At 59.3% G+C, this 25,898-nt stretch carries 22 protein-coding genes; 15 read left to right on the top strand and 7 right to left on the bottom strand.

Translation table 11 applies throughout. The annotated features are described in order from the left end of the window. Positions 1–41: 41 nt before the first annotated feature. Positions 42–2,438: a PAS domain-containing sensor histidine kinase gene (locus HU718_RS27665; protein WP_186616297.1), complete on the bottom strand. Its 2,397-nt coding sequence runs from the start codon at positions 2,436–2,438 to the stop codon at positions 42–44. A gap of 73 nt (positions 2,439–2,511) precedes the next feature. Between HU718_RS27665 and HU718_RS27670 the strand changes: the two genes are divergently transcribed. Next, on the top strand, positions 2,512–3,501 hold the full coding sequence (locus HU718_RS27670; RefSeq protein ID WP_186616298.1) for an alpha/beta hydrolase family protein: 990 nt from the start codon (positions 2,512–2,514) through the stop codon (positions 3,499–3,501). 123 nt (positions 3,502–3,624) lie between these two features. On the opposite strand, the gene HU718_RS27675 is transcribed toward HU718_RS27670, so the two are convergent. The 3 genes from HU718_RS27675 to HU718_RS27685 are packed head-to-tail and all read right to left on the bottom strand — an operon-like array spanning position 3,625 to position 6,081. Beyond that, complete coding sequence (locus HU718_RS27675) at positions 3,625–4,392, bottom strand: DnaJ domain-containing protein (protein ID WP_186616299.1); 768 nt, start codon at positions 4,390–4,392, stop codon at positions 3,625–3,627. Position 4,393: 1 nt separating this feature from the next. Continuing rightward, positions 4,394–5,065: an N-acetylmuramate alpha-1-phosphate uridylyltransferase MurU gene (gene murU / locus HU718_RS27680; RefSeq protein ID WP_095122624.1), complete on the bottom strand. Its 672-nt coding sequence runs from the start codon at positions 5,063–5,065 to the stop codon at positions 4,394–4,396. Continuing rightward, entirely contained in the window at positions 5,062–6,081 is a 1,020-nt protein-coding gene (locus tag HU718_RS27685) for an aminoglycoside phosphotransferase family protein (protein WP_150730243.1), read from the bottom strand. The genes murU and HU718_RS27685 overlap by 4 nt, the downstream gene beginning before the upstream one ends. Positions 6,082–6,211: 130 nt before the next feature. Here HU718_RS27685 and HU718_RS27690 point away from each other — a divergent pair, with 130 nt between their 5' ends. The 11 genes from HU718_RS27690 to HU718_RS27740 all read left to right on the top strand — a co-directional run bounded on the left by HU718_RS27690 (position 6,212) and on the right by HU718_RS27740 (position 20,320). Then, complete coding sequence (locus tag HU718_RS27690; RefSeq protein ID WP_186616300.1) at positions 6,212–9,025, top strand: LPS-assembly protein LptD; 2,814 nt, start codon at positions 6,212–6,214, stop codon at positions 9,023–9,025. Next, positions 9,006–10,322, top strand: a complete 1,317-nt coding sequence (surA, locus tag HU718_RS27695; RefSeq protein WP_146033668.1) for a peptidylprolyl isomerase SurA — start codon at positions 9,006–9,008, stop codon at positions 10,320–10,322. The genes HU718_RS27690 and surA overlap by 20 nt, the downstream gene beginning before the upstream one ends. Further along, a complete protein-coding gene (pdxA, locus tag HU718_RS27700) occupies positions 10,319–11,308 on the top strand; it encodes a 4-hydroxythreonine-4-phosphate dehydrogenase PdxA (RefSeq protein WP_186616301.1) in 990 nt (329 codons plus the stop codon). The genes surA and pdxA overlap by 4 nt, the downstream gene beginning before the upstream one ends. Continuing rightward, positions 11,305–12,123 carry a 16S rRNA (adenine(1518)-N(6)/adenine(1519)-N(6))-dimethyltransferase RsmA gene (rsmA, locus tag HU718_RS27705; RefSeq protein WP_102900136.1) on the top strand — a complete coding sequence of 273 codons (819 nt, stop codon included), beginning with the start codon at positions 11,305–11,307 and terminating at the stop codon, positions 12,121–12,123. Before pdxA ends, rsmA begins: the two co-directional genes overlap by 4 nt. Positions 12,124–12,236: 113 nt before the next feature. Further along, positions 12,237–12,617 carry a Co2+/Mg2+ efflux facilitator ApaG/CorD gene (apaG, locus tag HU718_RS27710; protein ID WP_186616302.1) on the top strand — a complete coding sequence of 127 codons (381 nt, stop codon included), beginning with the start codon at positions 12,237–12,239 and terminating at the stop codon, positions 12,615–12,617. After that, complete coding sequence (locus HU718_RS27715; RefSeq protein WP_186616303.1) at positions 12,617–13,498, top strand: symmetrical bis(5'-nucleosyl)-tetraphosphatase; 882 nt, start codon at positions 12,617–12,619, stop codon at positions 13,496–13,498. The genes apaG and HU718_RS27715 overlap by 1 nt, the downstream gene beginning before the upstream one ends. A gap of 33 nt (positions 13,499–13,531) precedes the next feature. Continuing rightward, positions 13,532–13,861, top strand: coding sequence for a thiosulfate sulfurtransferase GlpE (gene glpE, locus HU718_RS27720; protein WP_016983139.1), 330 nt, complete (start codon positions 13,532–13,534; stop codon positions 13,859–13,861). 297 nt (positions 13,862–14,158) lie between these two features. Further along, positions 14,159–16,081 (top strand): PrkA family serine protein kinase, encoded by a 1,923-nt coding sequence (locus HU718_RS27725; RefSeq protein WP_007910115.1) that lies wholly within the window; start codon positions 14,159–14,161, stop codon positions 16,079–16,081. Positions 16,082–16,202: 121 nt separating this feature from the next. Then, positions 16,203–17,474, top strand: coding sequence for a YeaH/YhbH family protein (locus HU718_RS27730; RefSeq protein ID WP_007910114.1), 1,272 nt, complete (start codon positions 16,203–16,205; stop codon positions 17,472–17,474). Then, on the top strand, positions 17,471–19,033 hold the full coding sequence (locus HU718_RS27735; RefSeq protein WP_186616304.1) for a SpoVR family protein: 1,563 nt from the start codon (positions 17,471–17,473) through the stop codon (positions 19,031–19,033). The genes HU718_RS27730 and HU718_RS27735 overlap by 4 nt, the downstream gene beginning before the upstream one ends. A 63-nt stretch (positions 19,034–19,096) precedes the next feature. After that, positions 19,097–20,320: a multifunctional CCA addition/repair protein gene (locus HU718_RS27740; protein ID WP_186616305.1), complete on the top strand. Its 1,224-nt coding sequence runs from the start codon at positions 19,097–19,099 to the stop codon at positions 20,318–20,320. A gap of 90 nt (positions 20,321–20,410) precedes the next feature. Here HU718_RS27740 and folK read toward each other — a convergent pair whose 3' ends face one another. Both folK and folB read right to left on the bottom strand, forming a co-directional pair. Continuing rightward, complete coding sequence (gene folK, locus HU718_RS27745; protein ID WP_186616306.1) at positions 20,411–20,926, bottom strand: 2-amino-4-hydroxy-6-hydroxymethyldihydropteridine diphosphokinase; 516 nt, start codon at positions 20,924–20,926, stop codon at positions 20,411–20,413. Continuing rightward, positions 20,917–21,273 (bottom strand): dihydroneopterin aldolase, encoded by a 357-nt coding sequence (gene folB / locus HU718_RS27750; protein ID WP_186616307.1) that lies wholly within the window; start codon positions 21,271–21,273, stop codon positions 20,917–20,919. Before folB ends, folK begins: the two co-directional genes overlap by 10 nt. Positions 21,274–21,347: 74 nt before the next feature. Between folB and plsY the strand changes: the two genes are divergently transcribed. Next, positions 21,348–21,917 carry a glycerol-3-phosphate 1-O-acyltransferase PlsY gene (gene plsY / locus HU718_RS27755; RefSeq protein WP_038363312.1) on the top strand — a complete coding sequence of 190 codons (570 nt, stop codon included), beginning with the start codon at positions 21,348–21,350 and terminating at the stop codon, positions 21,915–21,917. 23 nt (positions 21,918–21,940) lie between these two features. Here plsY and tsaD read toward each other — a convergent pair whose 3' ends face one another. After that, the gene (gene tsaD / locus HU718_RS27760; RefSeq protein WP_186616308.1) at positions 21,941–22,966 is read right to left on the bottom strand and encodes a tRNA (adenosine(37)-N6)-threonylcarbamoyltransferase complex transferase subunit TsaD; all 1,026 of its coding nucleotides are present in this window, start codon (positions 22,964–22,966) and stop codon (positions 21,941–21,943) included. A gap of 199 nt (positions 22,967–23,165) precedes the next feature. Between tsaD and rpsU the strand changes: the two genes are divergently transcribed. Together rpsU and dnaG are read left to right on the top strand one after the other, a co-directional pair. Further along, positions 23,166–23,381: a 30S ribosomal protein S21 gene (rpsU, locus tag HU718_RS27765; protein ID WP_002551877.1), complete on the top strand. Its 216-nt coding sequence runs from the start codon at positions 23,166–23,168 to the stop codon at positions 23,379–23,381. A gap of 485 nt (positions 23,382–23,866) precedes the next feature. Beyond that, the gene (gene dnaG / locus HU718_RS27770; protein WP_102900131.1) at positions 23,867–25,831 is read left to right on the top strand and encodes a DNA primase; all 1,965 of its coding nucleotides are present in this window, start codon (positions 23,867–23,869) and stop codon (positions 25,829–25,831) included. The last annotated feature ends 67 nt before the right edge of the window (positions 25,832–25,898 follow it).

The following is a 25,898-nucleotide window of genomic DNA, read 5'->3' on the forward strand; positions in this document are numbered from 1 at the left end:
GAGCCTGCTCGCGAAGGCGTCAGTCCAGACACCACAACATGTCAAACCTCACTCACCGGCACTCGCACCATCAGACTGGTGCCCTCCCCCGGCTCACTCTCCAGCGTCAACCGTCCGCCCATGATCAGCACCCGCTCACGCATGCCGACCAAACCGAACGAAGTCGGCCGACCGGCAGCGGGGACAAACCCTACGCCATCATCACTGACCGTCAGACACAATTCGTCGCCTTCCAGCGCCAGCGTCAGTTCTACAGTATGCGCTTGGGCATGGCGCATCACATTGGTCAGCGCCTCCTGCAGGATCCGGAACAGACCAATCGCCTTGGCATCACTGAGCGCAGGCAGATTCTCCGGCACCTGCACCAGACACGGAATCTGTGTCCGCGCCTCGAACCGCCGCGCCTGCCACTCGATTGCCGACGCAATCCCGGCATCGAGAATCGGCGGTCGCAATGCCGTCGCCACATCGCGCACCAACTGGAACAGCTGGGCGATCAGGCGCTTCATGCTGTTCAGCCGCTCATTCAGCCCCGGATCGAGTTGCGCGTAGGCCAATTCGCACATCGATGTCTCCAGTTTCAGCACCGTCAACATCTGCCCCAGCTCATCGTGCACCTCGCGGGCGATCCGCGCCTTCTCTTCTTCGCGCACGCTCTCAAGGTGCGCCGACAGTTCGCGCAGTTGCTCGCGCGATGCCGCCAGCTCCAACTCGATACGCTTGCTTTCGGTGATGTCCCAGACGATACCGTCCCAGACGTAGGCGCCATCCTCCAGTTGCCGGGTGATCGCCTTGATCTCGGCCCAGCGTTGCTCGCCCTGACGCGTGAGGATTCGGCCCTGCCATGACCAATCGCTGTCGGTGTCCAGCGCCTGATCCTGAGTTTGGTGATAACTGGCCTTGTCGTCGGGATGCACCAGGCTGCGCAGACCCATGTCGCGATGCGCGATAGCGGCCGGTGCGTAGCCGACCAGACTTTCACTGCCCTCACTGATGTAGGCAAAGTCGATCTGCCCAGTCACCGGCGCCCGCTCCAGACGGAACACAAGCCCCGGCACGTTGGCGGCGATACCTTGCAGGCGCGCCTCGCTTTCCTGCAACGCCGCCAGTGCACGGCGGCGCTCGGTGACATCCGTGAGGTAAACCACCAGATATTCGCTGTCGCGAAAACGCAGAAAACTCAGCGAAACATCCGCAGGCAAGACACTGCCATCGGCGCGCACGCAACTGGTTTCAAAACTCAGCGGCCCTTCTTCACTGGCCCGCGCGCGCTTCCACAGATTGAGCCAGCGGTCCATGTGCAGTCCCGGTTCAAAGTCGATCAGCGGGCGCTCGATCAATCCACCTGAGTGATAACCGAGCATGACTTCCGCCGCACGATTGGCGTAGCGCACATGGCTGTCCCAGTTGACCCAGAGAATGCCGACGGTGCTTTGATCGATGGAGAACTGCGTCAACCGCAGCGCTTCTTCGCTGGCCGCGCGCAAGGCAATGTCTTCCCGGGCGGCCAGCAGCCGCTGTTCGAGACTGTGCTGTTGGCGGCGCTGCCAGAATACGATCGCGACACAACTGAGCAGCATCACCGCGAACAACAGACTGAGGTTCTGCCAGAACCCCGGTGACTCCGACAGCCGCGGATATTTCGGTTGCAGCCATTGGCTGTGCAATTGCTCCAGATCCTTGGCCGGGATTGCACGCAAGGCGCTTTGGACGATGCCAGCCAACTCTGGCCAATCGCGGCGCGAGCCGACTCGCAACAGTTGCGGCAGGCCGATATCACCAACGACTACCAGTCCGGCGAACTCCGGTTCCGCGGACAAGCGTCCGAGTTGCGCCTCATCGACCACGGCGTAAGTGGCCTGCTGACTCAACAGCAACTGCAAGGCCTGACGCTCCAGCGGCACACCTTGCAGATTCAGATGCGGATAGTTGCCGCGCAGATAGTCGGCGGTGCTGCTGGGCATGCGCACGGCGACGCGGGTCTGGCTGTCGAGTTTCTCCAGATCGACCACACTACTGGCCTTCTGGTCGCTGACCACCAGTTGCGGGACACGCATGTAAGGATCGGAGAACTGCCACAGGCGCAGCGCACTCGGAGTCTGGCTCAGGCCCGGAGCGATATCGATCTCGCCCTCACGCACGGCGGCTTCCAATTGCGCGAGATCCTGAAAATTGCGCCAGCTCAATTCGACATTGAGCGTCTTGGCCAACAACTTCATCAGCTCGACGTTGGCCCCCGACAACCGCTGCAAGCGCCGGTCGTATAGCGCGTACGGCGCTTGCAACACCAGGCCGACGCGCAATTCATTGTGTTGCGCCAGCCATTGCTGCTGGCTCGCCGACAACTGTGCGAGATGAGACGGCGGCGCAGGCGCCGCCCAGCCCATCAAGGGAAAGCACAAACAGCCGATAACCCACAGGCAGCAAAATCGCTTCATTGAAGTCTCATACACTGACAAATTCTGACCAACCCATTAGGCTGCCGGGATACTTTCTGGCCTGGAATAACCGATGCCCTCTGTTTACCGCCTGGCAATGCCAGCATTGTGCCTGTCGCTGCTCCTGCCTTGTGCGTTTTCCGTCGAAGCCGCCGATCCGGCACCCGCCGCCACGGCGGAAAAACCGGCCGAAGAAAAACCGGCCGAACGCCAGCCACTGCTTGAGCGTAGTCAGGAAGAGGCCGCCGCACTGGAACGTAAAGTCCCGGCGCAAGAACAGCAACAGTTGCAGGCCGGCAGCGACACCTTTCTCGCCCTGTGGAAACCGGCCAACACCGCCGAACCCAAAGGCGCGGTGATCATCATCCCCGGCGCTGGCGAAACCGCTGACTGGCCGCAGGCAATCGGCCCATTGCGACAAAAACTGCCAAACGCCGACTGGAGCAGCCTGAGCATCACGCTGCCTGACCTGCAAAGCGATACCATTGCCCCGCGCGTCGTCGAAGCAGCCGCAGCGCCGAAAGCACCGGAAAGCGGCAGCAAGGATGCCACCACCGCACAGCCAATCGAACAGGCGGCGGGTGGTGAAGCTGAAGTGGCGGATCAAGTGGTCGCCGAAACCACTGAAGAGCAATCCAAGGCAGACGCGGAACGAATCTTCGCGCGCATCGACGCGGCGATTGCCTACGCCGAGCAGCAGAGCGCGCGCAGCATAGTCGTGCTCGGACACGGCACCGGTGCCTATTGGGTCGCGCGCTACTTGAGCGAGAAACAAACTTCGCAGGTCGAAAAGTTCATCATGGTTGATGTGCAGACACCGACCAAGGCCAAACCGGCGCTGGTAGAACTGACACCGACGCTGAAACTGCCGACCGTGGATATTTTCTACATGGACAAGCCGCTGGATCGCAACGCAGCGCTGGAGCGCATGCAGGCGAGCAAACGTTTGAAGACTTCGGCGTTCAGCCAGGTCGCGCTCAAGGCTTTGCCGGATAACAAGGCAGAACAGGAGCAGCTGTTCCGCCGGGTGCGTGGCTGGTTGAATCCGCAGAACCCGAACTGATCGGTAAACCGCGTCGCCCCCTTCGCGAGCAGGCTCGCTCCCACATTGGATCTGCGTACACAATCCATTGTGGGAGCGAGCCTGCTCGCGAAGGGGCCATCACCGGCAACACAGCTCTAACGACTAACGAAAATCCCGCCTCTCACGAATCAACGTGTAGGCACTGTGCAACTCGCGGGTTTTCTCGGTCGCTTCACGCACCTGCGCTGGCGTCGCTCCCGTACCGGCAATCTTGTCCGGGTGATGACGACTGAGCAGGCGTCGATAGGCCCGTTTGATCTGCGCCGGTTCACTGGACGTGGACACGCCCAATAAACGCATCGCCTCCTGATAACTCACTGCAGCACTGACGATCGGTCGTTTGCCCGGCTCGTAATCACTGGCCAATGCCTGCACCTGATGCGTCGTCCAGCCGAGCCACTTGCCCCACTGCGCCAGCAATTCACGCTCACTGACACCCGCGCGGCCATCGGCCCAGACCATCCGCCAACAGGCGCGCAACACACCTTCGCTGGCGTGCGGCTGGACACTGAGGCGGCGCAGATAACCGCGCAGATTGTCGCTGCCGGACTTGCCACGGTTGAACGCGGCAATCGCCCGACGTGTCGCCGGTTCGCTCATCTCCAGCGCACGCATCTCGTTTCGCGCCTGCTGGATATGCCCATCGGTGACGCGACCGTCGCTCTTGGCCAGACGACCGAGCAACACAAACAACAGTTCGTCGTTGCGCAGCATCGGCCGACCGCCGAGCTTTTCCCGCAAGTGTCCCCAGCTCTGCAAGTGCAAGCGCCGATCCAGCGCTTGCCCCAACAATGCCCCAAGCATGGCCCCCGGAATACTGGCAATCGCAAAACCCGCTCCGGCTCCAATCAGAGTCCCTGGCCACAACATGTCAGCGACTCGCTTCTATCAAGGTTTCAGCTTCGGCCAGACGCTCGTGCGTACCGACATCGACCCAGTGACCTTTCAGACGCTCGCCCGTGACTTCGCCAGCCGCCATGGCGTTGCGCAACAGCGGTGCCAGTTTGAAAGCACCGTCGGCGCAGCCGTCGAACAACTGAGGATGCAGCACCGCGATGCCGCTGTAGGTCAGGGTTGCAGCGTCCGGCTGACCGTCGTGCACCTTGCCATCGACCAAAGTGAAATCTCCACTCGGGTGATGCGCCGGGTTGTCCGCCAGCACCAGATGCGCCAGGCCGTTGATCGGCTGGTGCAGCACGCTGAAATCGTAATCGGTCCAGATATCACCGTTGACCACCAGAAAGGCATCATCGCCGAGCAGCGGCAGCGCACGGAAAATCCCGCCGCCGGTTTCCAGTGGCTCACCTTCCGGCGAGTACTGAATGCTCACGCCAAACTGCGAACCGTCACCCAGGTAATCTTCGATCTGCTGGCCGAGCCAGGCGTGGTTGATGACGATCTCGTTGAACCCCGCGGCCGCGAGGGCGCGCAGGTGATATTCGATCAGGGGGACGCCGCCGGCACGCACCAGCGGTTTCGGAGTGGTCAGGGTCAGCGGGCGCATGCGCTCGCCTTTGCCTGCCGCCAGAATCATTGCCTTCATGCCGTCGCTCCACCCCGCAGGCTGGTGAACAGCGTTTGCAGTTCCGCCAGTTCAGGACGACGCGCAATCACCGCTTCTATATAAGAGAAGAAACGCGGCACGTCGGCCAGATAACGCGGCTTGCCGTCGCGGTGACAGATGCGCGCAAAGATGCCGATGACTTTCAGGTGACGCTGCACGCCCATCAGATCGCTGGCGCGCAGGAAGTCTTCGAAGTCCGGCTGCACCGGGATGTTCAGCGCCGAGGCTTGTTGCCAGTAACTTTCCAGCCAGCCGCGTACGCGTTCTTCAGGCCAGCTGAGAAACGCATCTTTGAACAGGCAGGTCACGTCGTAGGTCACCGGACCATAGACCGCATCCTGGAAATCCAGCACACCGGGATTCGGCTCGCTGAGCATCAGGTTGCGCGGCATGTAGTCGCGGTGCACCAGCACTTTCGGCTGCGCAAGGGCGCTGTCGATCAACAGGTCGCTGACGTGTTGCCATTGTTGCTGCTGGGTCGCGTCGAACTCGATGCCGAGCTCACGCTTCACGTACCACTCGGGGAACAGTTCCAGTTCACGGCGCAGCAACGCCACGTCGTAACTCGGCAACGGTGCAACCATCGGCAACTGCTGAAAAGCCAGCAGCGCTTGCAGGGCATCGTCGAACAAAGCGTCGGCATTCTCGCCATCGATCACGTCGAGATAGGTCTTGTTGCCCAGGTCATTGAGCAAAAGAAAACCGCGTTCGAGGTCTTCGGCATAAATTTTCGGCACGTTTATTCCGGATTTCGCCAGCAAAAAGGCGATATCCACGAACGGTTTGCAGTTTTCCTGGGGCGGCGGCGCGTCCATCACGACAAAGCTGCGACCCTCACCTTCCCAACGGAAGTAACGGCGAAAACTCGCGTCGCTGCTGGCCGCAGTCAACGTGGCCGGGGGCACGGCGCCCCAGCCCTGATCCGCAAACAGGTTTGCCAACTGCTCATCGAGCCAAACTTTCAGGTGTTGCAAGCGTACATCTTGGTCAGGCATTGCAAGGGTCTCCGACGGCGCTAGCCGTCAAGCGGGTCATGCTTTATTATCCAGCATCTTTTTCAGACCATCGAGAGGCGTGCGGCCCACACCGCGGGCAGATGGCACGCAGGAAGCCCGGACTAATAAGATGGCATTGAAATCCCCCGCGTTTCGTAAAAAATTTCCGTTGTTGGTAACCGGCAGTCTGCTGGCTATGCAACCTCTGGCCAGTCAATTCGTTGTTGCCGCCGAGCAGTATGACTGCTCCGTCTCGGCTTCGGGTGGTTGGGCCTGTGCGCCCAAATCAACCGCTGCTGCGTTGCCGCCGCGCCCGGTGCATGACGGCAGTGCCGTCAGCGCCACTGGCGAAGCCGCGACCGAGAACGGTTCGGGTGCCGACACAGCCCCTAAAACGGCGCTGGTCACCGAAGCCAAGGGCCGCGGTCTGAAATCCCGTAGCGAAGACTTCAGTCACCTCGACTGGGTTCCGCGCGAGAAGCTCACCGCCGCCCAATTGGCCGAGACCGGGCCTTACTGCTCTGGTGCCTATATCGAACCGATTCGTCCTGGCATGAATGACAAGACGAACAAAAGCGATGCTCCGACCTTTATCGGCGCAAAAGCCTCGCGCTATAACACCGATGATCAAGTCGGTACGCTGGCCGGCGATGTCGTCCTGCGTCAGGGCAGCATGCAGGTCGAGTCCGACGAGGCCAGCCTGTATCAGGCCGAGAGCCGCGCCGAACTCAATGGCGATGTGCGCATCCGCGACAACGGCGCGCTGATCGTTGGCGACCACGCCGATGTGCAACTCGACACCGGTGAAGCCAAGGTCGACAACGCCGAATACGTGATGCACAAATCGCGTATCCGCGGCAACGCGCTGTACGCCAAGCGTGCGGAAAACGCGATCATCCGTCTGAAGGACGGCACGTACACCACGTGCGAACCGAACAGCAATGCCTGGCAGCTCAAGGGCAACAACATCACCTTGAACCCGGCTACCGGTTTCGGTACCGCGACCAACGTGACGTTGCGCGTAAAAGACATTCCGATTCTGTACACGCCGTACATCTACTTCCCGATCGACGACCGTCGTCAGTCGGGCTTCCTGCCGCCGACCATTGGCAGCGGCAGCGACACCGGCTTCATGCTGGTCACACCGTACTACTTCAACCTGGCGCCGAACTACGACGCCACGTTGTACCCGCGTTACATGAGCAAGCGTGGCATGTTGGTGGAAGGCGAATTCCGTTACCTGACCAAGTCGAGTGAAGGTCAGTTCGGTGCGGCTTACCTCAATGACGAGGACGATGATCGCAAAGGCCAGACCGACTACGATAAAACCCGCTACATGTATAACTGGCAGCACAAGGGCGGTCTCGACTCCCGCGTGCTCACCGAGGTTGATTACACCAAGATCAGCGATCCTTATTACTTCCAGGATCTGCAAACCGATCAGATTGGTGTGAAAAGCAGCGACTACGTGAACCAGCAGGGCGCGATCACCTATCGTGGTGATAGCTATACCGCACGCCTGAATGCTCAGCAGTACCAGTTGGCGACTGTTTCCAACATCACCCCGTATGGTCGCCTGCCGCAGATCACCTTCAATGGTCAGCTGCCGTACCACCCGGAAGGTTTGAACTTCGATTACGAGACCGAGCTTGTCCGGTTTGATCGTGATTTGAAAACCGGCAACTTTGTTAACGAAGATGGCACTGTTGATCGTCGTCTCGACAACAATGTCCAAGGGCTCGACCGCGCGAACGGCGATCGGTTGAACCTTAAGCCGGGTGTCAGCCTGCCGATGAACTGGACTTATGGCTTCCTGAAGCCATCGCTGAAGTATCAGTACACTCAGTATCAGCTGGATCTGGACGGTACTGGTAAATCGCAGATTGTCGCGCAGCAAAACGCAGCAGCTGCAGCCGGCACTGATTACGTCGGCGGCAAGTTCGACAGCAATCAGAATCGTGGTGTACCGATTGCCAGCATCGACAGCGGTTTGTACTTCGACCGCAATACACAGTTCTTCGGCAAAAACTATCGTCAAACCCTGGAACCACGCCTGTTCTACCTTTATGTTCCCGAGGTGGATCAAGAAGACATTCCAGTATTTGACACCAGCGAATACACCTTCAATTACGCCTCGCTGTTCCGCGACAACCGCTTCTCCGGCGCCGACCGTGTCGGCGACGAGAACAAGCTGTCGCTGGGCGTTACCAGCCGCTGGATCGAAGACGATGGCTTCGAACGTCAACGCATCAGTGTTGGTCAGGCTCTGTACTTCAAGGACCGCGAAGTTCAATTGCCTGGCATCGCGTTCAAGGATCGTGATGACGCGAAATCCAACGTCTCGCCCTATGCACTGGAATACGAATACCGCTGGAACCGCGACTGGCGTACCACGGCCGACTACAACTGGGATCCAGACAGCCGCAGCCCGCGCTCCGGCAGTGCGATGTTCCACTACCAGCCTGAAGACAACCCGAACAAGGTCATCAACGCCGGTTATCGCTATCGCAATGACCAGGTCCGCTACGACCAGAACACCGGTAAGTGGTCGGTGGGTGGTGGTGACTACGGCACTCCGGGCACACCTGGCTACGTGAAGGACTACTACAAGATCCAGCAGCATGACTTCTCGGTCATCTGGCCGATCGTTCCGCAGTGGAACGCGATCAGCCGCTGGCAGTACGACTACAACCGTAACCGTACCCTGGAAGCGTTTGGTGGTTTCGAGTACGACAACTGCTGCTGGAAACTGCGCCTGATCAACCGTTACTGGGTTTCCTATGACGAGTTCAGTCAGAACGCCCCGGAAAACGAAAAAGGCGACCATGGCATCTTCCTCCAAATTGTTCTGAAGGGACTCGGCGGCCTCACCGGCGCCAAGGTAGAGAGCTTCCTCGACAAAGGCATTCAAGGTTATCGTGAACGTGAAGACCAAGCTTTCTGATTGTCTGCGCCCGCTGATGCTGGGCGCGCTGTTCCTGGGTACTGCGGCTAACGCCGCAGTTCAATCCATCGACAAAGTGGTAGCAATCGTCGACAACGACGTGGTCATGCAAAGCCAACTGGACCAGCGCGTCCACGAAGTGCAGCAGACCATCGCCAAGCGTGGCGGCGGTTTGCCGCCTCCTGGCGTACTGGATCAACAGGTGCTCGAGCGCCTGATCGTCGAAAACCTGCAACTGCAGATTGGCGAGCGTTCCGGCATCCGCATCACCGATGAAGAATTGAACCAGGCAGTCGGTACCATTGCTCAGCGCAACAACATGTCGGTTGAGCAGTTCCGTGCTGCTCTGGCTCGCGACGGCCTGTCCTACGACGATGCCCGTGACCAGATCAAACGCGAAATGGTCATCAGCCGTGTGCGTCAGCGCCGCGTGGCAGAACGCATTCAGGTCTCCGAACAGGAAGTGAAAAACTTCCTCGCCTCCGACCTGGGCAAGATGCAACTGTCCGAAGAACTGCACCTGGCCAACATCCTGATCCCGACGCCGGAAAGCGCCAACTCTGACGCGATTCAGAGTGCTGCCCGTCAGGCCATGGAGGTTTACCAGCAGCTCAAGCAAGGCGCTGACTTCGGCCAGATGGCCGTTGCCAAATCCGGCAGCGACAACGCTCTGGAAGGCGGCGACATGGGCTGGCGTAAAGCCGCGCAACTGCCACCGCCGTTCGACCGCGAGCTGAGCAGCATGGCCGTCGGCGACATCACTCAACCTGCACGCACACCGGGTGGTTTCATCATCCTCAAGCTGCTGGCCAAGCGTGGTGGCGAAGCGCAGATGCGTGACGAAGTGCATGTTCGTCACATTCTGGTGAAGCCAAGCCCGATTCGTGATGAAGCGAAAACCAAAGCGCTGGTTCAATCTTTGTATGAACGCATCGTGGCCGGTGAAGACTTCGCCACTCTGGCGAAAAACTACTCAGAAGACCCGGGCTCGGCGCTCAACGGCGGCGACCTGAACTGGATCGACCCGAATGCACTGGTTCCGGAGTTCCGCGAAGTGATGGCCAAGACCCCACAAGGTCAGCTGTCCAAGCCGTTCCAGACCCAATATGGCTGGCACGTTCTGGAAGTCCTTGGCCGCCGCGCTACCGACAGCACCGAACAAGCCCGCGAGCAGCAAGCCATGACCGTACTGCGTAACCGCAAATACGACGAAGAGCTGCAAACCTGGCTGCGTCAGATCCGTGACGAAGCGTACGTAGAGATCAAACTCCCTGGTGCAGACCAGGCAGCGCAGTGAAACCCAAGCGTTTCGCGCTGACACCCGGCGAACCAGCCGGCATCGGTCCCGACCTGTGCCTGCTGCTCGCCTCGCAAGCCCAGCCACATCCCCTGATTGCCATCACCAGCCGCGGCCTGCTCACCGAGCGGGCCGCGCAGCTGGGGCTGGCCGTCAACTTGCTGGATATCGGCCCGAATCACTGGCCGGACGCCCCGGCACCCGCAGGCAGCCTGTATGTCTGGGATACGCCGCTGAGCGCCCCCGTGGTTGCCGGGCAACTGGACAAGGCCAACGCTGCGTTCGTCCTCGAAACCCTGACCCGCGCCGGCAACGGCTGCCTCAACGGCGACTTCGCCGGGATGATTACCGCCCCTGTACACAAGGGCGTGATCAACGAGTCGGGCATCGCGTTCTCCGGGCACACCGAATTCCTCGCCGACCTGACTCACACCGCCCAAGTGGTGATGATGCTCGCCACCCGTGGCTTGCGCGTGGCACTGGTCACCACTCACCTGCCCCTGCGCGAGATTGCCGATGCGATCACCCCAGAACGGCTGGAGCGGGTCACACGGATTCTGCACAGCGACCTGCAAAACAAATTCGGCATCGCCCAGCCACGCATCCTCGTCTGCGGACTCAACCCGCACGCCGGTGAAGGCGGCCACCTGGGCCATGAAGAAATCGACATCATTGAACCGACATTAGAGCGCCTGCGCGGCGAGGGCATGGACCTTCGTGGCCCGCTGCCTGCCGACACTCTGTTTACCCCCAAATATCTGGAGCACTGCGACGCAGTGCTGGCGATGTACCACGACCAGGGTTTGCCTGTGCTCAAGTACAAAGGCTTCGGCGCTGCCGTCAACGTGACCCTTGGCCTGCCGATCATCCGCACGTCGGTCGATCACGGCACCGCCCTGGATCTGGCCGGCAGCGGCAAGATCGACACCGGCAGCCTGCAAGTCGCCCTGGAAACCGCCTACCAGATGGCCGAGACCCGTTTATGACCGAGCAATACCAACACAAGGCGCGCAAACGCTTTGGCCAGAACTTCCTGCACGATGCCGGCGTTATCGACCGTATCCTGCGCTCCATCAGCGCCAAGTCTGAAGACCGCCTGCTGGAAATCGGCCCGGGCCAGGGCGCCTTGACCGCCGGCCTGCTCAACTCCGGCGCGCAACTCGACGTAGTGGAGCTGGACAAGGATCTGATCCCGATCCTCAACCAGCAGTTTGCCGGCAAGAGCAATTTCAACCTGCATCAGGGCGATGCACTGAAGTTCGACTTCAACACGCTCAACGCCGCGCCGAACAGCCTGCGCGTGGTCGGCAACCTGCCGTACAACATCTCGACGCCGCTGATTTTTCACCTGCTGAACAACGCCGGCATCATTCGCGACATGCACTTCATGCTGCAAAAAGAAGTCGTCGAGCGTCTGGCCGCAGGCCCTGGCGGTGGTGACTGGGGTCGCCTGTCGATCATGGTTCAGTACCATTGCCGCGTGGAACACCTGTTCAACGTCGGCCCAGGCGCGTTCAATCCGCCGCCTAAAGTCGATTCAGCCATCGTCCGACTGGTGCCGCACGCGGTACTGCCGCACCCGGCCAAGGATCACAAGTTGCTGGAGCGCGTCGTCCGCGAAGCGTTCAACCAGCGTCGCAAAACCTTGCGCAACACCCTCAAGCAATTGCTCAGCAACGCTGAAATCGAAGCCGCCGGCGTCGATGGCAGTCTGCGTCCGGAGCAACTGGATCTGGCCGCGTTCGTGCGTCTGGCCGACCAGCTCGCGATACAAGTCCCGGCCTCCCCCGCCGCCGACTGATAAACGATGAACGCTATCGGGCAGGACGCCACTCTGGTTTACTGCCCGATACTTGCCTAGACTGATTCCCCATCAGCTACGCCCCGCGTTCCGCTTCGTTTAAGGCCTCTTGCATGTCCGATTCCCGTTACCAGGTCGATGTCAGCGTCGTTACCCGCTATCTGGCAGACCAATCGCAACCCGAGCACGACCGCTTCGCCTTCGCCTACACCATCACTGTGCAGAACAATGGCGAGCAACCCGCACGCCTGATATCACGGCATTGGGTGATCACCGATGGCGACGGCCATGTCGAAGAGGTGCGTGGCGCCGGCGTGGTGGGTCAGCAACCGTTGATCGATGCTGGCCAGAGCCATACCTACAGCAGCGGTACAGTGATGACCACCAAGGTCGGCACCATGCAGGGCACCTATGAAATGGTCGCCACTGACGGTAAACATTTCGACGCCATCATCAAACCTTTCCGCCTGGCGGTGCCCGGAGCCCTGCACTGATGGCAACGTATGCCGTTGGCGACCTGCAAGGCTGCCTCGAACCACTCAAGTGCCTGCTCAAGCAAGTAGCGTTCGACACGAAACTCGATCGGCTATGGCTGGTGGGTGATCTGGTCAATCGTGGCCCGCAGTCACTGGACACCCTGCGCTTTTTGTATGGCATGCGTGAATCGCTGGTCTGCGTGCTGGGCAACCACGATCTGCACCTGCTGGCTGCGGCTAAAAACATCGAGCGCCTGAAGAAGTCCGACACCCTGCGCGAGATTTTCGAAGCACCGGACAGTGCCGAGCTGCTGGAATGGTTGCGCCAACAAAAGCTCATGCACTACGACGAGCAGCGCGATGTCGCCATGGTCCACGCCGGCATACCACCACAATGGTCGCTGAACCGCGCACTGAAGTGCGCCGCCGAAGTCGAATCGGCCCTGCGTGACGACAATCTGTTCCCTGCGTACCTCGACGGCATGTACGGCAACGACCCGGCGAAATGGGACAACGACCTTAAAGGCGTGACCCGCCTGCGCGTCATCACCAACTATTTCACGCGGATGCGCTTCTGCACTGCCGAGGGCAAGCTCGACCTCAAGAGCAAAGAAGGCCTCGACACCGCGCCCGCCGGTTACAAACCGTGGTTCCAGCATAAAGAACGCAAGACGAAAGGTTTGCGAATCATCTTCGGCCACTGGGCGGCACTCGAAGGCAATATCAATGAGCCAGGTATCTCGGCGCTGGACACCGGTTGTGTCTGGGGCGGCAGCCTGACCCTGATGAATGTCGACAGCGGCGAACGGCTGTCGTGCAAATGCGACGAACACGGCGGACTCGCGCCAACTGTCGCACCACTTATCCCCCAAACTTCGCCAGTCAGCGCACCGCGTTAGACTGCGCTTTCAGCCGAGCAACAGGAACCCGCCATGAGCGAATTCAAACGAATCCCCCCGGAACAGGCCCAGGCCCTGCGTGAACAAGGTGCCGTCGTCGTCGACGTACGCGACCCGGCGACTTTCGCCGCCCTGCACATCAGCGGCTCGAAGCATCTGGACAATCATTCCCTGCACGCTTTCATTCAAGGCGCTGACCTTGATGCACCGACCGTGGTCGTCTGCTACCACGGCAATTCCAGCCAGGGTGCCGCGGCGTACCTGATCAGCCAAGGCTTCTCTGACGTCTACAGCATGGACGGCGGCTTCGAGCTGTGGCGTACGACTTATCCTGCGGAAACTGCGCAAGGCACCGCCGAATAATTTTTTTGTCACGCGCAGGCCCCGGCTGCCGTGGGCCTGCGCGGGCAGACGAACGGTCTTGCCACAACTAATTACGTATCTCGCCTTTACCTCCCGAATTCCCAACTATCCTTAAGCCCAGGCCATCCAAATCAGGGGAGAGCCGGTACACCGGCGCACGGGTCATCGGGAGTGACTTTCACGATTGTCGATCGTGAAAGTGTTCTGGGGGGTAAACAAACAGCTGCCAAAACGGTTGTTTGCCAGCATCGACTGAGTGATCCGGCGTCGGCTCCACGTATCGAGCGAGGTGACGTCATGAGTATCTTTAGCCACTTCCAACAACGCTTCGAGTCCACACGCCAGGAAGAACTCTCGCTGCAAGAGTACCTGGAGCTGTGCAAGAAAGACCGTAGCGCCTACGTTTCCGCCGCCGAGCGTCTATTGCTGGCCATCGGCGAACCGGAACTGCTCGACACCTCGACCAACTCGAGGCTGTCACGCATCTTCTCCAACAAGGTGATCCGTCGCTATCCGGCCTTTGAAGACTTCCACGGGATGGAAGAATGCATCGACCAGATCGTCTCGTATTTCCGCCATGCCGCCCAAGGCCTGGAAGAGAAGAAACAAATCCTCTATCTGCTCGGCCCCGTCGGCGGCGGTAAATCGTCCTTGGCCGAGAAGCTGAAACAACTGATTGAAAAAGTGCCCTTCTATGCGATCAAGGGCTCGCCGGTATTCGAATCGCCACTGGGTCTGTTCAACGCCACCGAAGATGGCGCGATCCTCGAAGAAGACTTCGGTATCCCACGGCGCTACCTGAACACCATCATGTCGCCATGGGCGACCAAACGCCTGGCCGAATTCGGCGGCGACATCAGCCAGTTCCGCGTGGTCAAACTGTATCCGTCGATCCTCAACCAGATCGCCGTGGCCAAGACCGAACCGGGTGACGAGAACAACCAGGACATCTCGGCGCTGGTCGGTAAGGTCGACATCCGTAAACTCGAGGAATACCCACAGAACGACGCCGACGCCTACAGCTACTCCGGTGCGCTGTGCCGGGCCAACCAGGGCCTGATGGAATTCGTCGAAATGTTCAAGGCACCGATCAAGGTGCTGCACCCATTGCTCACCGCGACTCAGGAAGGCAACTACAACAGTACCGAAGGCCTCGGCGCGATTCCGTTCACCGGGATCCTGCTCGCCCACTCCAACGAATCGGAATGGCACACCTTCCGCAACAACAAGAACAACGAAGCGTTCATCGACCGGATCTACATCGTCAAAGTGCCGTACTGCCTGCGCGTCAGTGACGAAGTGAAGATCTACGACAAACTGCTGTTCAACAGCTCCCTGGCCAAAGCGCATTGCGCGCCGGACACCTTGAAAATGCTGGCGCAGTTCACTGTCCTGTCACGCCTCAAGGAGCCGGAAAACTCCAACATCTACTCGAAAATGCGCGTCTACGACGGCGAAAACCTCAAGGACACCGATCCGAAGGCCAAGTCGATTCAGGAATACCGCGACTCGGCAGGTGTCGATGAAGGCATGAACGGTCTGTCGACCCGCTTCGCCTTCAAGATCCTCTCCAAGGTGTTCAACTTCGACCCGCACGAAATCGCCGCCAACCCGGTGCACCTGCTCTATGTGCTGGAACAGCAAATCGAACAGGAACAGTTCCAGGCGGAAACCCGCGAGCGCTACCTGCGCTACCTCAAGGAATACCTGGCGCCGCGTTATATCGAATTCATCGGCAAGGAGATCCAGACCGCGTACCTCGAGTCTTACAGCGAGTACGGCCAGAACATCTTCGACCGCTACGTGCTGTACGCCGACTTCTGGATTCAGGATCAGGAGTACCGCGACCCGGAAACCGGCGAGATCCTCAACCGCGTCGCGCTGAACGAAGAACTGGAGAAAATCGAGAAACCGGCCGGCATCAGCAATCCGAAGGATTTCCGCAACGAGATCGTCAACTTCGTATTGCGCGCGCGGGCCAACAACAACGGCAAGAACCCGACCTGGCTCAGCTACGAAAAACTGCGGGTGGTCATCGAGAAGAAAATGTTCTCCAACACCGAAGACCTGCTGCCAGTCATCAGCTTCAACGCCAAGGCCAGCAAGGAGGACCAACAGAAGCACAACGACTTCGTCACTCGCATGGTCGAACGTGGCTATACCGACAAACAGGTACGACTGCTGTCCGAATGGTACCTACGGGTCCGGAAGTCGCAGTGAAGCAGCAGCAAGCTTCCAGCTACGAGCTGCAAGAACAAAGCGCGTAACCCACTGATGCCCGGGAACCTGCTTTTACTTGCAGCTTGAGGCTCACAACTTGAAGCTGCCCGGAGGGCTTCCTATGAGTTATGTGATCGACCGACGTCTGAATGGCAAGAACAAGAGCACGGTGAACCGCCAGCGTTTCCTGCGGCGTTATCGTGACCACATCAAAAAGGCTGTCGAAGAGGCGGTCAGCCGGCGTTCCATTACCGATATGGAGCACGGCGAACAGATCAGCATTCCCGGTCGCGACATCGACGAACCGGTGCTTCACCATGGTCGCGGCGGCAAGCAGACCGTGGTTCATCCTGGCAACAAGGAATTCACCGCTGGCGAACACATCGCCCGCCCGCCGGGAGGTGGCGGCGGACGCGGCCCGGGCAAGGCCGGCAATTCCGGCGAGGGTATGGACGAGTTTGTCTTCCAGATCACCCAGGAAGAATTTCTCGAATTCATGTTCGAAGACCTTGAGCTGCCGAACCTGGTCAAGCGCAACCTCAGCGGCACCGACACCTTCAAGACCGTTCGTGCCGGGATCAGTAACGAAGGTAACCCGTCACGCATCAACATCATCCGCACGCTGCGCTCGGCTCATGCGCGACGCATTGCCCTGTCTGGCAGCAGTCGGGCAAAACTGCGCGAAGTCAAAGAAGAACTTGAGCGTCTGAGACGCGAAGAGCCGGACAACTTCGGCGATATTCAGGAACTCGAGGCGGAAATCGAAAAACTCAGCGCGCGCATCCATCGCGTGCCGTTCCTCGACACCTTCGACTTGAAATACAACCTGCTGATCAAACAGCCAAACCCCAGTTCGAAAGCCGTCATGTTCTGCCTGATGGACGTTTCCGGCTCCATGACCCAGGCGACCAAGGACATCGCCAAACGCTTTTTCATCCTCTTGTACCTGTTCCTGAAAAGGAATTACGACAAGATCGACGTCGTGTTCATCCGTCACCACACCAGTGCCCGGGAAGTCGATGAAGAGGAGTTTTTCTACTCGCGGGAAACCGGCGGCACCATCGTTTCCAGCGCCCTGAAACTGATGCAGGAGATCATGGCCGAGCGTTACCCGAGCAACGAGTGGAACATCTACGCGGCGCAGGCTTCCGACGGCGACAACTGGAACGACGACTCGCCAATCTGCCGCGACATCCTGATCAACCAGATCATGCCATTTGTGCAGTACTACACTTATGTGGAGATCACCCCGCGCGAACATCAGGCTTTGTGGTACGAGTACGAACGCATCGCCGAAGCCTTTTCTGACACTTTTGCCCAGCAGCAACTGGTCTCGGCCGGGGATATTTATCCGGTCTTCCGTGAACTCTTCCAGCGCAGGTTAGTGACATGACCGCCAAAGAGCAGAAGCGCCAACCCATTTCCACCGGCTCCGAATGGACGTTCGAGCTGATCCAGACCTACGACCGCGAAATCGCCCGTATCGCGGCTCGCTATGCGCTGGATACCTACCCCAACCAGATCGAAGTGATCACCGCCGAGCAGATGATGGACGCCTATGCCTCGGTCGGCATGCCGCTGGGTTACCACCACTGGTCCTACGGTAAACACTTCCTCAGCACCGAAAAGTCCTACAGCCGTGGACAGATGGGTCTGGCCTACGAAATCGTGATCAACTCCGACCCGTGCATTGCCTATCTGATGGAAGAAAACACCATCTGCATGCAGGCGCTGGTGGTGGCGCATGCATGCTACGGCCACAACAGCTTTTTCAAGGGCAACTACCTGTTCCGCACCTGGACCGATGCCAGCTCGATCATCGATTACCTGGTGTTCGCCAAGCAGTACATCATGCAGTGCGAAGAGCGCCACGGCATTGATGCGGTGGAAGACTTGCTCGACTCCTGCCATGCCCTGATGAACTACGGCGTCGATCGCTACAAGCGTCCGTATCCGATTTCCGCCGAGGAGGAGCGCCGGCGGCAGAAGGATCGCGAAGAGCACCTGCAAAAGCAGATCAACGATCTGTGGCGCACCATTCCCAAAGGCGCGGACAAGTACAGCGACAGGGACAACGCGCGCTTCCCGGCCGAGCCACAGGAAAACATCCTGTACTTCATCGAGAAACACGCGCCGCTGCTCGAACCATGGCAGCGCGAGATCGTGCGGATCGTGCGCAAGATCGCTCAGTATTTCTATCCACAGCGCCAGACCCAGGTAATGAACGAAGGCTGGGCGACATTCTGGCACTACACACTGATGAACGACCTGTACGACGAAGGGCTGGTCACCGACGGGTTCATGATGGAATTCCTCACCTCGCACACCAGCGTGGTGTTTCAACCGGGTTTCGACAGCCCCTACTACAACGGCATCAACCCCTACGCGCTGGGCTTCGCCATGTATCGGGACATCCGGCGCATGTGTGAAGAGCCTACCGAAGAAGATCGTCACTGGTTCCCGGAAATCGCCGGGACCGACTGGCTGTCGACCATCAAGTTCGCCATGAGCAGCTTCAAGGATGAGAGCTTTATCCTGCAGTACCTGTCACCGAAAGTGATCCGCGATCTGAAACTGTTCAGCATCATGGATGACGATCAGAAGGAGGACTTGTTGGTGCCTGCGATTCATGACGAACCCGGCTACCGGATCATCCGCGAAACCCTTGCTGCGCAGTACAACCTCGGCAACCGCGAGCCGAACGTGCAGATCTACAGCATTGATCGGCGCGGCGACCGCTCACTGACCTTGCGTCACCAACAGCACGACCGCAAACCATTGGGCGATTCCACCGAAGAAGTGCTCAAACACTTGCATCGCCTGTGGGGCTTCGACATTCACCTGGAAACCCTGCAAGGCGACCAGATCATGAAAACCCATCACGTTCCGCCACGCAGTGAACACAGCGAAGGGGATTACGGTCGGCTCGACCTCGCAGTCATTCATCTTTGAAACGGTTCTGGCCTCCGAAAGTCCGGCGCAAGGGTTATCCTGTCGGGCTAACGGAGGTTTTTTATGCAGATTTTCAAGGTTGGCGGCGCGGTCCGTGATCGCTTGCTGGGCAAACCGGTCACGGACATTGATTGGGTGGTGGTCGGTGCCACCACAGAAGAAATGCTCGCCCTGGGCTATCGTCCGGTCGGTGCGGATTTCCCGGTGTTTCTTCACCCAAAAAGCGGCGAGGAATATGCCCTCGCCCGCACCGAGCGCAAAAGCGGGCGCGGTTATGGTGGCTTCACCTTTCACGCCAGCCCCGAAGTCACGCTTGAAGAAGACCTGATCCGCCGCGATCTGACCATCAACGCCATGGCGGAAGACGATCAGCAGAATCTGACCGATCCGTACCATGGCCAGCGCGATCTCGATGCTCGCATCCTGCGCCACGTATCACCGGCGTTTGCCGAAGATCCCCTCCGAGTATTGCGCGTTGCCCGTTTCGCCGCGCGCTATGCCGAACTCGGTTTCACGGTCGCGCCAGAGACGCTGGAATTAATGCGGCAGCTCAGCGAGTCCGGCGAACTGGAGGCGTTGACCGCAGAACGCAGCTGGAAAGAAATCTCCCGCGCCTTGATGGAAGATCAGCCGCAGGTATTTATCCAAGTGCTTCGCGACTGTGGAGCGCTCAAGGTACTGATGCCAGAGGTCGACGCGCTGTTTGGCGTGCCGCAACCGGCAGCGCATCATCCGGAAATCGACACTGGCGTCCACACACTCAGCGTGCTCGAGCAGTCGGCGCTGCATAAACAACCGCTGACGGTACGTTGGGCCTGCCTGCTGCATGACCTCGGCAAAGGCCTCACACCGGAAGAAGAGTGGCCACGGCATATCGCTCATGAGCACACCGGACTGAAACTGATCAAAGCCGTAAACGAACGCTTCAAGGCGCCGAAGGATTGCCAGGAGTTGGCGCTATTGGTTGGCAAGTACCACACCCATGGCCACCGGGCGCTGGAGTTGAAGGCTTCAACGTTGCTGGAGTTGTTGCAGAGTTTTGATGTGTATCGTCGACCGCAGCGGTTTGAGGAGTTTATCGTCGCATGCGAAATGGACGCCCGAGGCCGCAAAGGGCTGGAACAGAGAAGTTATCCACAGGCGGATTATTTGCGCGGCGCTGCCAAGGTTGCGCGGGAAGTCGCGGTGCAACCGTTGCTGGAGAAGGGATTCAAGGGGCCGGAGCTGGGTGAGGCGCTAAAGCGTGAGCGGCTAAAGGCTTTGAAGTCTTACAAAGAGAACGCCTGAATCAAGATCAAAAGATCGCAGCCTGCGGCAGCTCCTACATGGGATTAAGTGTTTTCCTGTAGGAGCTGCCGAAGGCTGCGATCTTTTGCTTTAAAGATTCGACGGCGTGAGCTGCTGCCCGCGCCACTCGAACGCTACTGGCGCCAATACCTGATCAATCTGCGCTTCAGCCCACAAAGTCGCGAAGCTTTTTCCCACACCCGGATGCACGCGATCCGGCGCAATCAGCGACAACGGCCACAGCACAAAGGCATTTTTCAGAATCTCGGCACGCGGCAGAACCAGCCCGTCGAAATTCCCCGCCAGATCACCATACAGCAGCACATCGATATCCAGCGGCAAACCCTTGCGATCCGGCGCGTAACGGCCGTTATCCGCCTCAATGAATTTCAAGCGCCGATCCAGCTCCATCAACGGCAGATCGGTATACGCCGACACCACAAAGTTGAAGAACGGCCCGCTCTTGATCCCCACTGGCGCGCTCTCGAACACCGCCGAACAGCGGATATCCACCAGAAATGTCGCCAAAGCGTCGAGTCCGGCACGCAAATGGGTTTCGCGCTCGATATTGCTACCGAGCCCGAGGTAGACCTGAGTCAGCGACATCCGCGCTCGATCTCCACACCCACACCGCCCTTCGCGGCCGGTACAGCGCCAGGCTTGGTCAACTTCAGACGCACCCACGTGATCTTGAATTCATCCATCAGCACTTCGACCAGACGCTCGGCAAAGGTCTCGACCAATTGAAACTGCGCCTGCTCGGCAAAAGCCTGAATCCGCGTGGAAACGCTAGCGTAGTCGAGCGCCAGGGTCAGGTCGTCACCGGTGGCGGCCGGGCGATTGTCCCAGGCGAAGCTCAGATCAAGTCGCAAGCACTGTCGGATGCCGCGCTCCCAGTCGTAGGCACCAATGACGGTGTCGACTTCCAGGCCCTCGATAAACACTCTGTCCAAGCACTTCTCTCCGCTGCACGACAAGGGCGCAATGCGCCGTTAGAATCAGGGCGTCCTCGCCCGGAATAGTTAGCATGTTTTGGTTACTGGCGACTTTCGCCTACCTGCTCGGCTCGCTGTCCTTCGCCATTTTGCTCAGCCGCCTGACCGGAAATCCGGATCCGCGAATGAGTGGCTCGGGCAATGCCGGTGCCACCAACATGCTGCGCCTGGCCGGTCGCAAACTGGCGATCCTGACCCTGCTGGGTGATCTGTGCAAAGGCCTTGTGCCGGTGCTGATCGCCTCGGCTGTCGGCCTTTCGCTGCAGGATCAGGCGTGGATCGGCGTGTGCGCCGTGATCGGTCACCTGTTCCCGCTGTATTTCCGCTTCCGTGGCGGCAAAGGTGTCGCCACCGCTGCCGGGATGCTGCTGGGCCTGTATCCGCCCGCTGCGCTGTTGGCCGTGTGCGCCTGGCTGCTGACGTTCTACCTGACCCGTACCAGCTCGCTGGCCGCGCTGATTGCCACGCCGCTGACCCTGCCGTTGCTGGCCTGGCAGGAACCGGAGGCGCTGTTGCCAATGAGCGCGCTGACACTGCTGATCGTCTGGCGCCACCGCGGCAATCTACGCGACCTGTTTGCCGGGCGCGAACGGCATTTTTAAATAGCGCCCATGAGCGCCTCTCATCACAACGGCGACAATTGCTCCATTGGCCAGCGCGCCTGCACGCTGATTGCCAGACTTTCCTGCTGACCGGCCTGCAAGCGCTGGCAACCGGCAAACGCGATCATCGCGCCGTTGTCGGTGCAGAACTCGGGACGGGCGTAGAACACATCACCCTTCATATCGCCGAGCATCTTTTCCAGCGAAACGCGCAAGGCCTTGTTGGCACTGACGCCGCCAGCGATCACCAGACGCTTCATGCCGGCCTGTTTCAGGGCACGCTTGCACTTGATGGTCAAAGTCTCCACCACGGCCTGCTGGAACGCCAGCGCGATGTCGCAACGGGCTTGCTCGTTGTCGTCCCCGGCGCTGACGCACTGCTGCCAAGCGTTGAGCGCAGAGGTTTTCAGACCACTGAAGCTGAATTGCAGACCCGGGCGATCGCACATCGGACGCGGAAAGGTGAAACGTCCTGCAACGCCCTTCTCCGCCAACTTGGCAATTTCCGGCCCGCCCGGATAATTCAGGCCCATCATCTTCGCGGTTTTGTCGAATGCTTCGCCCGCAGCGTCGTCGAGTGTCTCGCCGAGCAAGGCGTATTGGCCGATACCATCGACCTGAACCAGCTGCGTATGACCGCCCGAAACCAACAAAGCGACGAACGGGAATTCCGGCGGTTTTGGCTCCAGCATCGGTGCGAGCAAATGCCCTTCCATGTGGTGCACGCCGAGCGCTGGAATGCCCCAGGCAAACGCCAGCGCCTGAGCGCAGGAAGCACCGACCAACAGCGCGCCAACCAGGCCAGGACCCGCGGTATAGGCGATCGCATCGATCTCGGTCGACACGCAGTCCGCCTCGGCCAACACCTGACGAATCAAGGGCAGCATGCGTTTGACGTGATCACGCGAGGCTAGCTCCGGCACTACACCGCCATAGGCCCGGTGCAGGTCGATCTGGCTGAACAGCGCGTCGGCCAGCAGGCCGCGTTCACTGTCATATAATGCGACGCCGGTTTCGTCGCAGGAGGTTTCTAATCCCAGTACTAGCATGGGTTTGCGCCTTGTTTAGGCTGAATTCGAAGGCGCGCATAATAGTCGCCGCGCGATGCCCCGACCAGCGGTTTTCGATCAGAGGCTTTGCATTCCGAGCGATGAGGGGTTAACATCCGCAACCCTTAAAAACCGACGTCTTCAAGTGCTCTTTTGCCGCGAGGATGTTGACCCCGGTAATGAATGAAGGTAGCTCTGGATGCCAGCCGTCAAAGTTAAAGAGAACGAACCCTTCGACGTAGCTCTGCGTCGTTTCAAGCGCTCCTGCGAAAAAGCCGGTGTACTGGCTGAAGTTCGTAGCCGCGAATTTTACGAGAAGCCAACTTCTGAGCGTAAGCGCAAAGCAGCAGCCGCTGTTAAGCGTCACGCCAAGAAAGTTCAGCGCGAACAGCGCCGCGCCGTTCGTCTGTACTAATACACAGACGTTCGTAGCAAGCTTCTTGCCTAAGCCCGGCTCTCAGCCGGGCTAATGGCATTTGCGTAAAACGCTTGATGCTTCACCGTCGAAGCCGCACACGCGACCGAGACAAATCTGCTTCACGCGTCAGACCTGGCTCTTTTGCCAGCGGTGCACGTCTTTTCTGACGAGCCTTTCAAGGCTACTGACGAGCACACCCACTGATTCCTCTTACGACGATCAGCCCAAGGCACCTGCATGCGTGCCCGCTTTATTGAGCTATCCGAGGCCCTTTACCGGCCGCCAGCGGATTCAGCGCAACACTTTCAAATAGTCGAAGGCTGATGAGTACTAACGTCAGTGGATTTTCGGCAGATACACTTCCCGACAGCGATTACGCAGACGACACCGGTCGAGCCGCATATTTTGCGCGCTTCAAACAATGACCCGCGTTCGGCAGCATTTCGCATCGGACTTATTACAGCGCAGACGACGAGTACGCCATGGCCGGGCTGATTCCCCAGAGCTTCATTGACGACCTGCTGAACCGCACCGACATCGTCGACGTGGTCAGTTCGCGCGTGCAATTGAAGAAGGCCGGCAAGAACTACACCGCCTGTTGCCCGTTTCACAAAGAGAAAACCCCGTCCTTCAGCGTCAGCCCCGACAAGCAGTTTTATTATTGCTTCGGCTGCGGCGCCGGCGGCAATGCCCTCGGCTTTCTCATGGATCACGACAACCTGGACTTCCCCCAGGCCGTCGAGGATCTGGCCAAAGCCGCCGGCATGGAAATTCCCCGCGAAGAAAGCGGCCGCGAGCGCAAGCCACGGCAACCGACCGATTCGCCGCTCTACCCGCTGCTCACCGCTGCCGCTGACTTCTACAAGCAGGCGCTCAAGAGCCATCCCGCCCGCAAGGCTGCCGTGGATTACCTCAAGGGCCGCGGCCTGACCGGCGAAATCGCCCGCGATTTCGGCCTCGGTTTCGCGCCGCCGGGCTGGGACAACCTGTTCAAACACTTGAGCAGCGACACGCTTCAGCAAAAAGCCATGATCGACGCCGGCCTGCTGATCGAGAACGCCGAAACCGGCAAACGCTATGACCGCTTCCGCGATCGCGTAATGTTCCCAATCCGCGACACGCGTGGGCGGATCATCGCTTTCGGCGGCCGCGTTCTCGGCGACGACAAGCCGAAATACCTGAACTCACCGGAAACCCCGGTCTTCCATAAAGGCCAGGAGCTCTACGGCCTTTATGAAGCGCGCAAGAACAACCGCAACCTCGACGAAATCATTGTCGTCGAAGGGTATATGGACGTCATCGCCCTCGCCCAGCAAGGCCTGAAGAATGCCGTCGCGACACTGGGCACCGCGACCAGCGAAGAACACTTGAAACGCCTGTTCCGCGTCGTACCGAACGTATTGTTCTGTTTCGACGGCGACCAGGCCGGCCGTAACGCCGCATGGCGAGCTTTGGAAGCAACGCTGTCGAGCCTGCAGGATGGGCGCCGGGCGCGATTTTTGTTTCTGCCCGAAGGCGAAGACCCGGACACTCTGGTGCGCGCCGAAGGCACTGACGCGTTCAAAGCACGGATCAATCAGCATGCTCAACCGCTGGCGGACTATTTTTTCCAGCAACTGACTGAAGAAGCCGATCCACGTTCGCTCGAAGGCAAGGCCCATATGGCCACCCTTGCCGCACCGTTGATCGACAAAGTGCCGGGCGCCAACCTGCGCATTCTGATGCGCCAGCGCCTGACCGAAATCACCGGCCTGAGCAGCGAAACTGTCAGCCAGCTCGCACAAAATGCGCCGCAGGAAGCGCCGCCCGCCTACGATCCGGGCATCGATTACGACGCGATGCCGGACTACAGCGACTACCATCAGCCGCAGGCACAGGACCTGTATGTGCCGCAGCAGGAATGGACGCCGAAAAAACCCGGCGCGGGCGGCAAGAAGTGGGACAAGAAGCCCTGGGACAAGAACGGCAAACGCGGCGGCGATCGTGACCAACAACGCCCGCGCACGCCGATCGGCGTCGAATCGCCGACCCTGACCGCCCTGCGCACCTTGCTGCATCACCCGCAATTGGCCGAGCGCGTTGAGGACGCCGGACACATTGCGGACGAAAATCAGACCAACGCCCAGTTGCTTGTGGCGTTGCTCGAAGCCGTACAGAAGAATCCCAAGCTAAACTCATTTCAGTTGATCGCGCGATGGCACGGCACTGAACAGGGTCGCCTGCTCAAGGCACTGGCAGAAAAGGAGTGGCTGATTGACGGAGATAACCTTGAACAACAGTTTTTCGACACCATTACTAGCTTGTCAGCCCGCCAACGCGAGCGAAATCTGGAACAGTTGCTCAGGAAAGCGCGTCAAAGCGAACTGAGCATTGAAGAGAAAAACCAACTGCGCGACCTATTAAGTCGCAATGTTTCCGCATCAAACCCGACCTCAACTGGCGCGTGAGGTCATAGCTCAGGTATAATCCTCGGCTTGTTTTTTGCCCGCCAAGACCTTCAGTGGATAGGGTGTT

Origin of the sequence: Pseudomonas tensinigenes (genome assembly GCF_014268445.2) — a bacterium.
Classification (GTDB): domain Bacteria; phylum Pseudomonadota; class Gammaproteobacteria; order Pseudomonadales; family Pseudomonadaceae; genus Aquipseudomonas; species Aquipseudomonas tensinigenes.

Excerpts from the sequence above, each read along its gene's own strand:
- rsmA (WP_102900136.1), top strand. The coding sequence starts at position 11,305 with ATGACCGAGCAATACCAACACAAGGCGCGCAAACGCTTTGGCCAGAAC.
- HU718_RS27725 (WP_007910115.1), top strand. The coding sequence starts at position 14,159 with ATGAGTATCTTTAGCCACTTCCAACAACGCTTCGAGTCCACACGCCAG.
- HU718_RS27730 (WP_007910114.1), top strand. The coding sequence starts at position 16,203 with ATGAGTTATGTGATCGACCGACGTCTGAATGGCAAGAACAAGAGCACG.
- glpE (WP_016983139.1), top strand. The coding sequence starts at position 13,532 with ATGAGCGAATTCAAACGAATCCCCCCGGAACAGGCCCAGGCCCTGCGT.
- murU (WP_095122624.1), bottom strand. The coding sequence starts at position 5,065 with ATGAAGGCAATGATTCTGGCGGCAGGCAAAGGCGAGCGCATGCGCCCG.
- apaG (WP_186616302.1), top strand. The coding sequence starts at position 12,237 with ATGTCCGATTCCCGTTACCAGGTCGATGTCAGCGTCGTTACCCGCTAT.
- HU718_RS27690 (WP_186616300.1), top strand. The coding sequence starts at position 6,212 with ATGGCATTGAAATCCCCCGCGTTTCGTAAAAAATTTCCGTTGTTGGTA.
- HU718_RS27735 (WP_186616304.1), top strand. The coding sequence starts at position 17,471 with ATGACCGCCAAAGAGCAGAAGCGCCAACCCATTTCCACCGGCTCCGAA.
- HU718_RS27670 (WP_186616298.1), top strand. The coding sequence starts at position 2,512 with ATGCCCTCTGTTTACCGCCTGGCAATGCCAGCATTGTGCCTGTCGCTG.
- rpsU (WP_002551877.1), top strand. The coding sequence starts at position 23,166 with ATGCCAGCCGTCAAAGTTAAAGAGAACGAACCCTTCGACGTAGCTCTG.
- HU718_RS27715 (WP_186616303.1), top strand. The coding sequence starts at position 12,617 with ATGGCAACGTATGCCGTTGGCGACCTGCAAGGCTGCCTCGAACCACTC.
- dnaG (WP_102900131.1), top strand. The coding sequence starts at position 23,867 with ATGGCCGGGCTGATTCCCCAGAGCTTCATTGACGACCTGCTGAACCGC.
- plsY (WP_038363312.1), top strand. The coding sequence starts at position 21,348 with ATGTTTTGGTTACTGGCGACTTTCGCCTACCTGCTCGGCTCGCTGTCC.
- HU718_RS27740 (WP_186616305.1), top strand. The coding sequence starts at position 19,097 with ATGCAGATTTTCAAGGTTGGCGGCGCGGTCCGTGATCGCTTGCTGGGC.
- tsaD (WP_186616308.1), bottom strand. The coding sequence starts at position 22,966 with ATGCTAGTACTGGGATTAGAAACCTCCTGCGACGAAACCGGCGTCGCA.
- HU718_RS27685 (WP_150730243.1), bottom strand. The coding sequence starts at position 6,081 with ATGCCTGACCAAGATGTACGCTTGCAACACCTGAAAGTTTGGCTCGAT.
- folK (WP_186616306.1), bottom strand. The coding sequence starts at position 20,926 with ATGTCGCTGACTCAGGTCTACCTCGGGCTCGGTAGCAATATCGAGCGC.
- HU718_RS27665 (WP_186616297.1), bottom strand. The coding sequence starts at position 2,438 with ATGAAGCGATTTTGCTGCCTGTGGGTTATCGGCTGTTTGTGCTTTCCC.
- HU718_RS27675 (WP_186616299.1), bottom strand. The coding sequence starts at position 4,392 with ATGTTGTGGCCAGGGACTCTGATTGGAGCCGGAGCGGGTTTTGCGATT.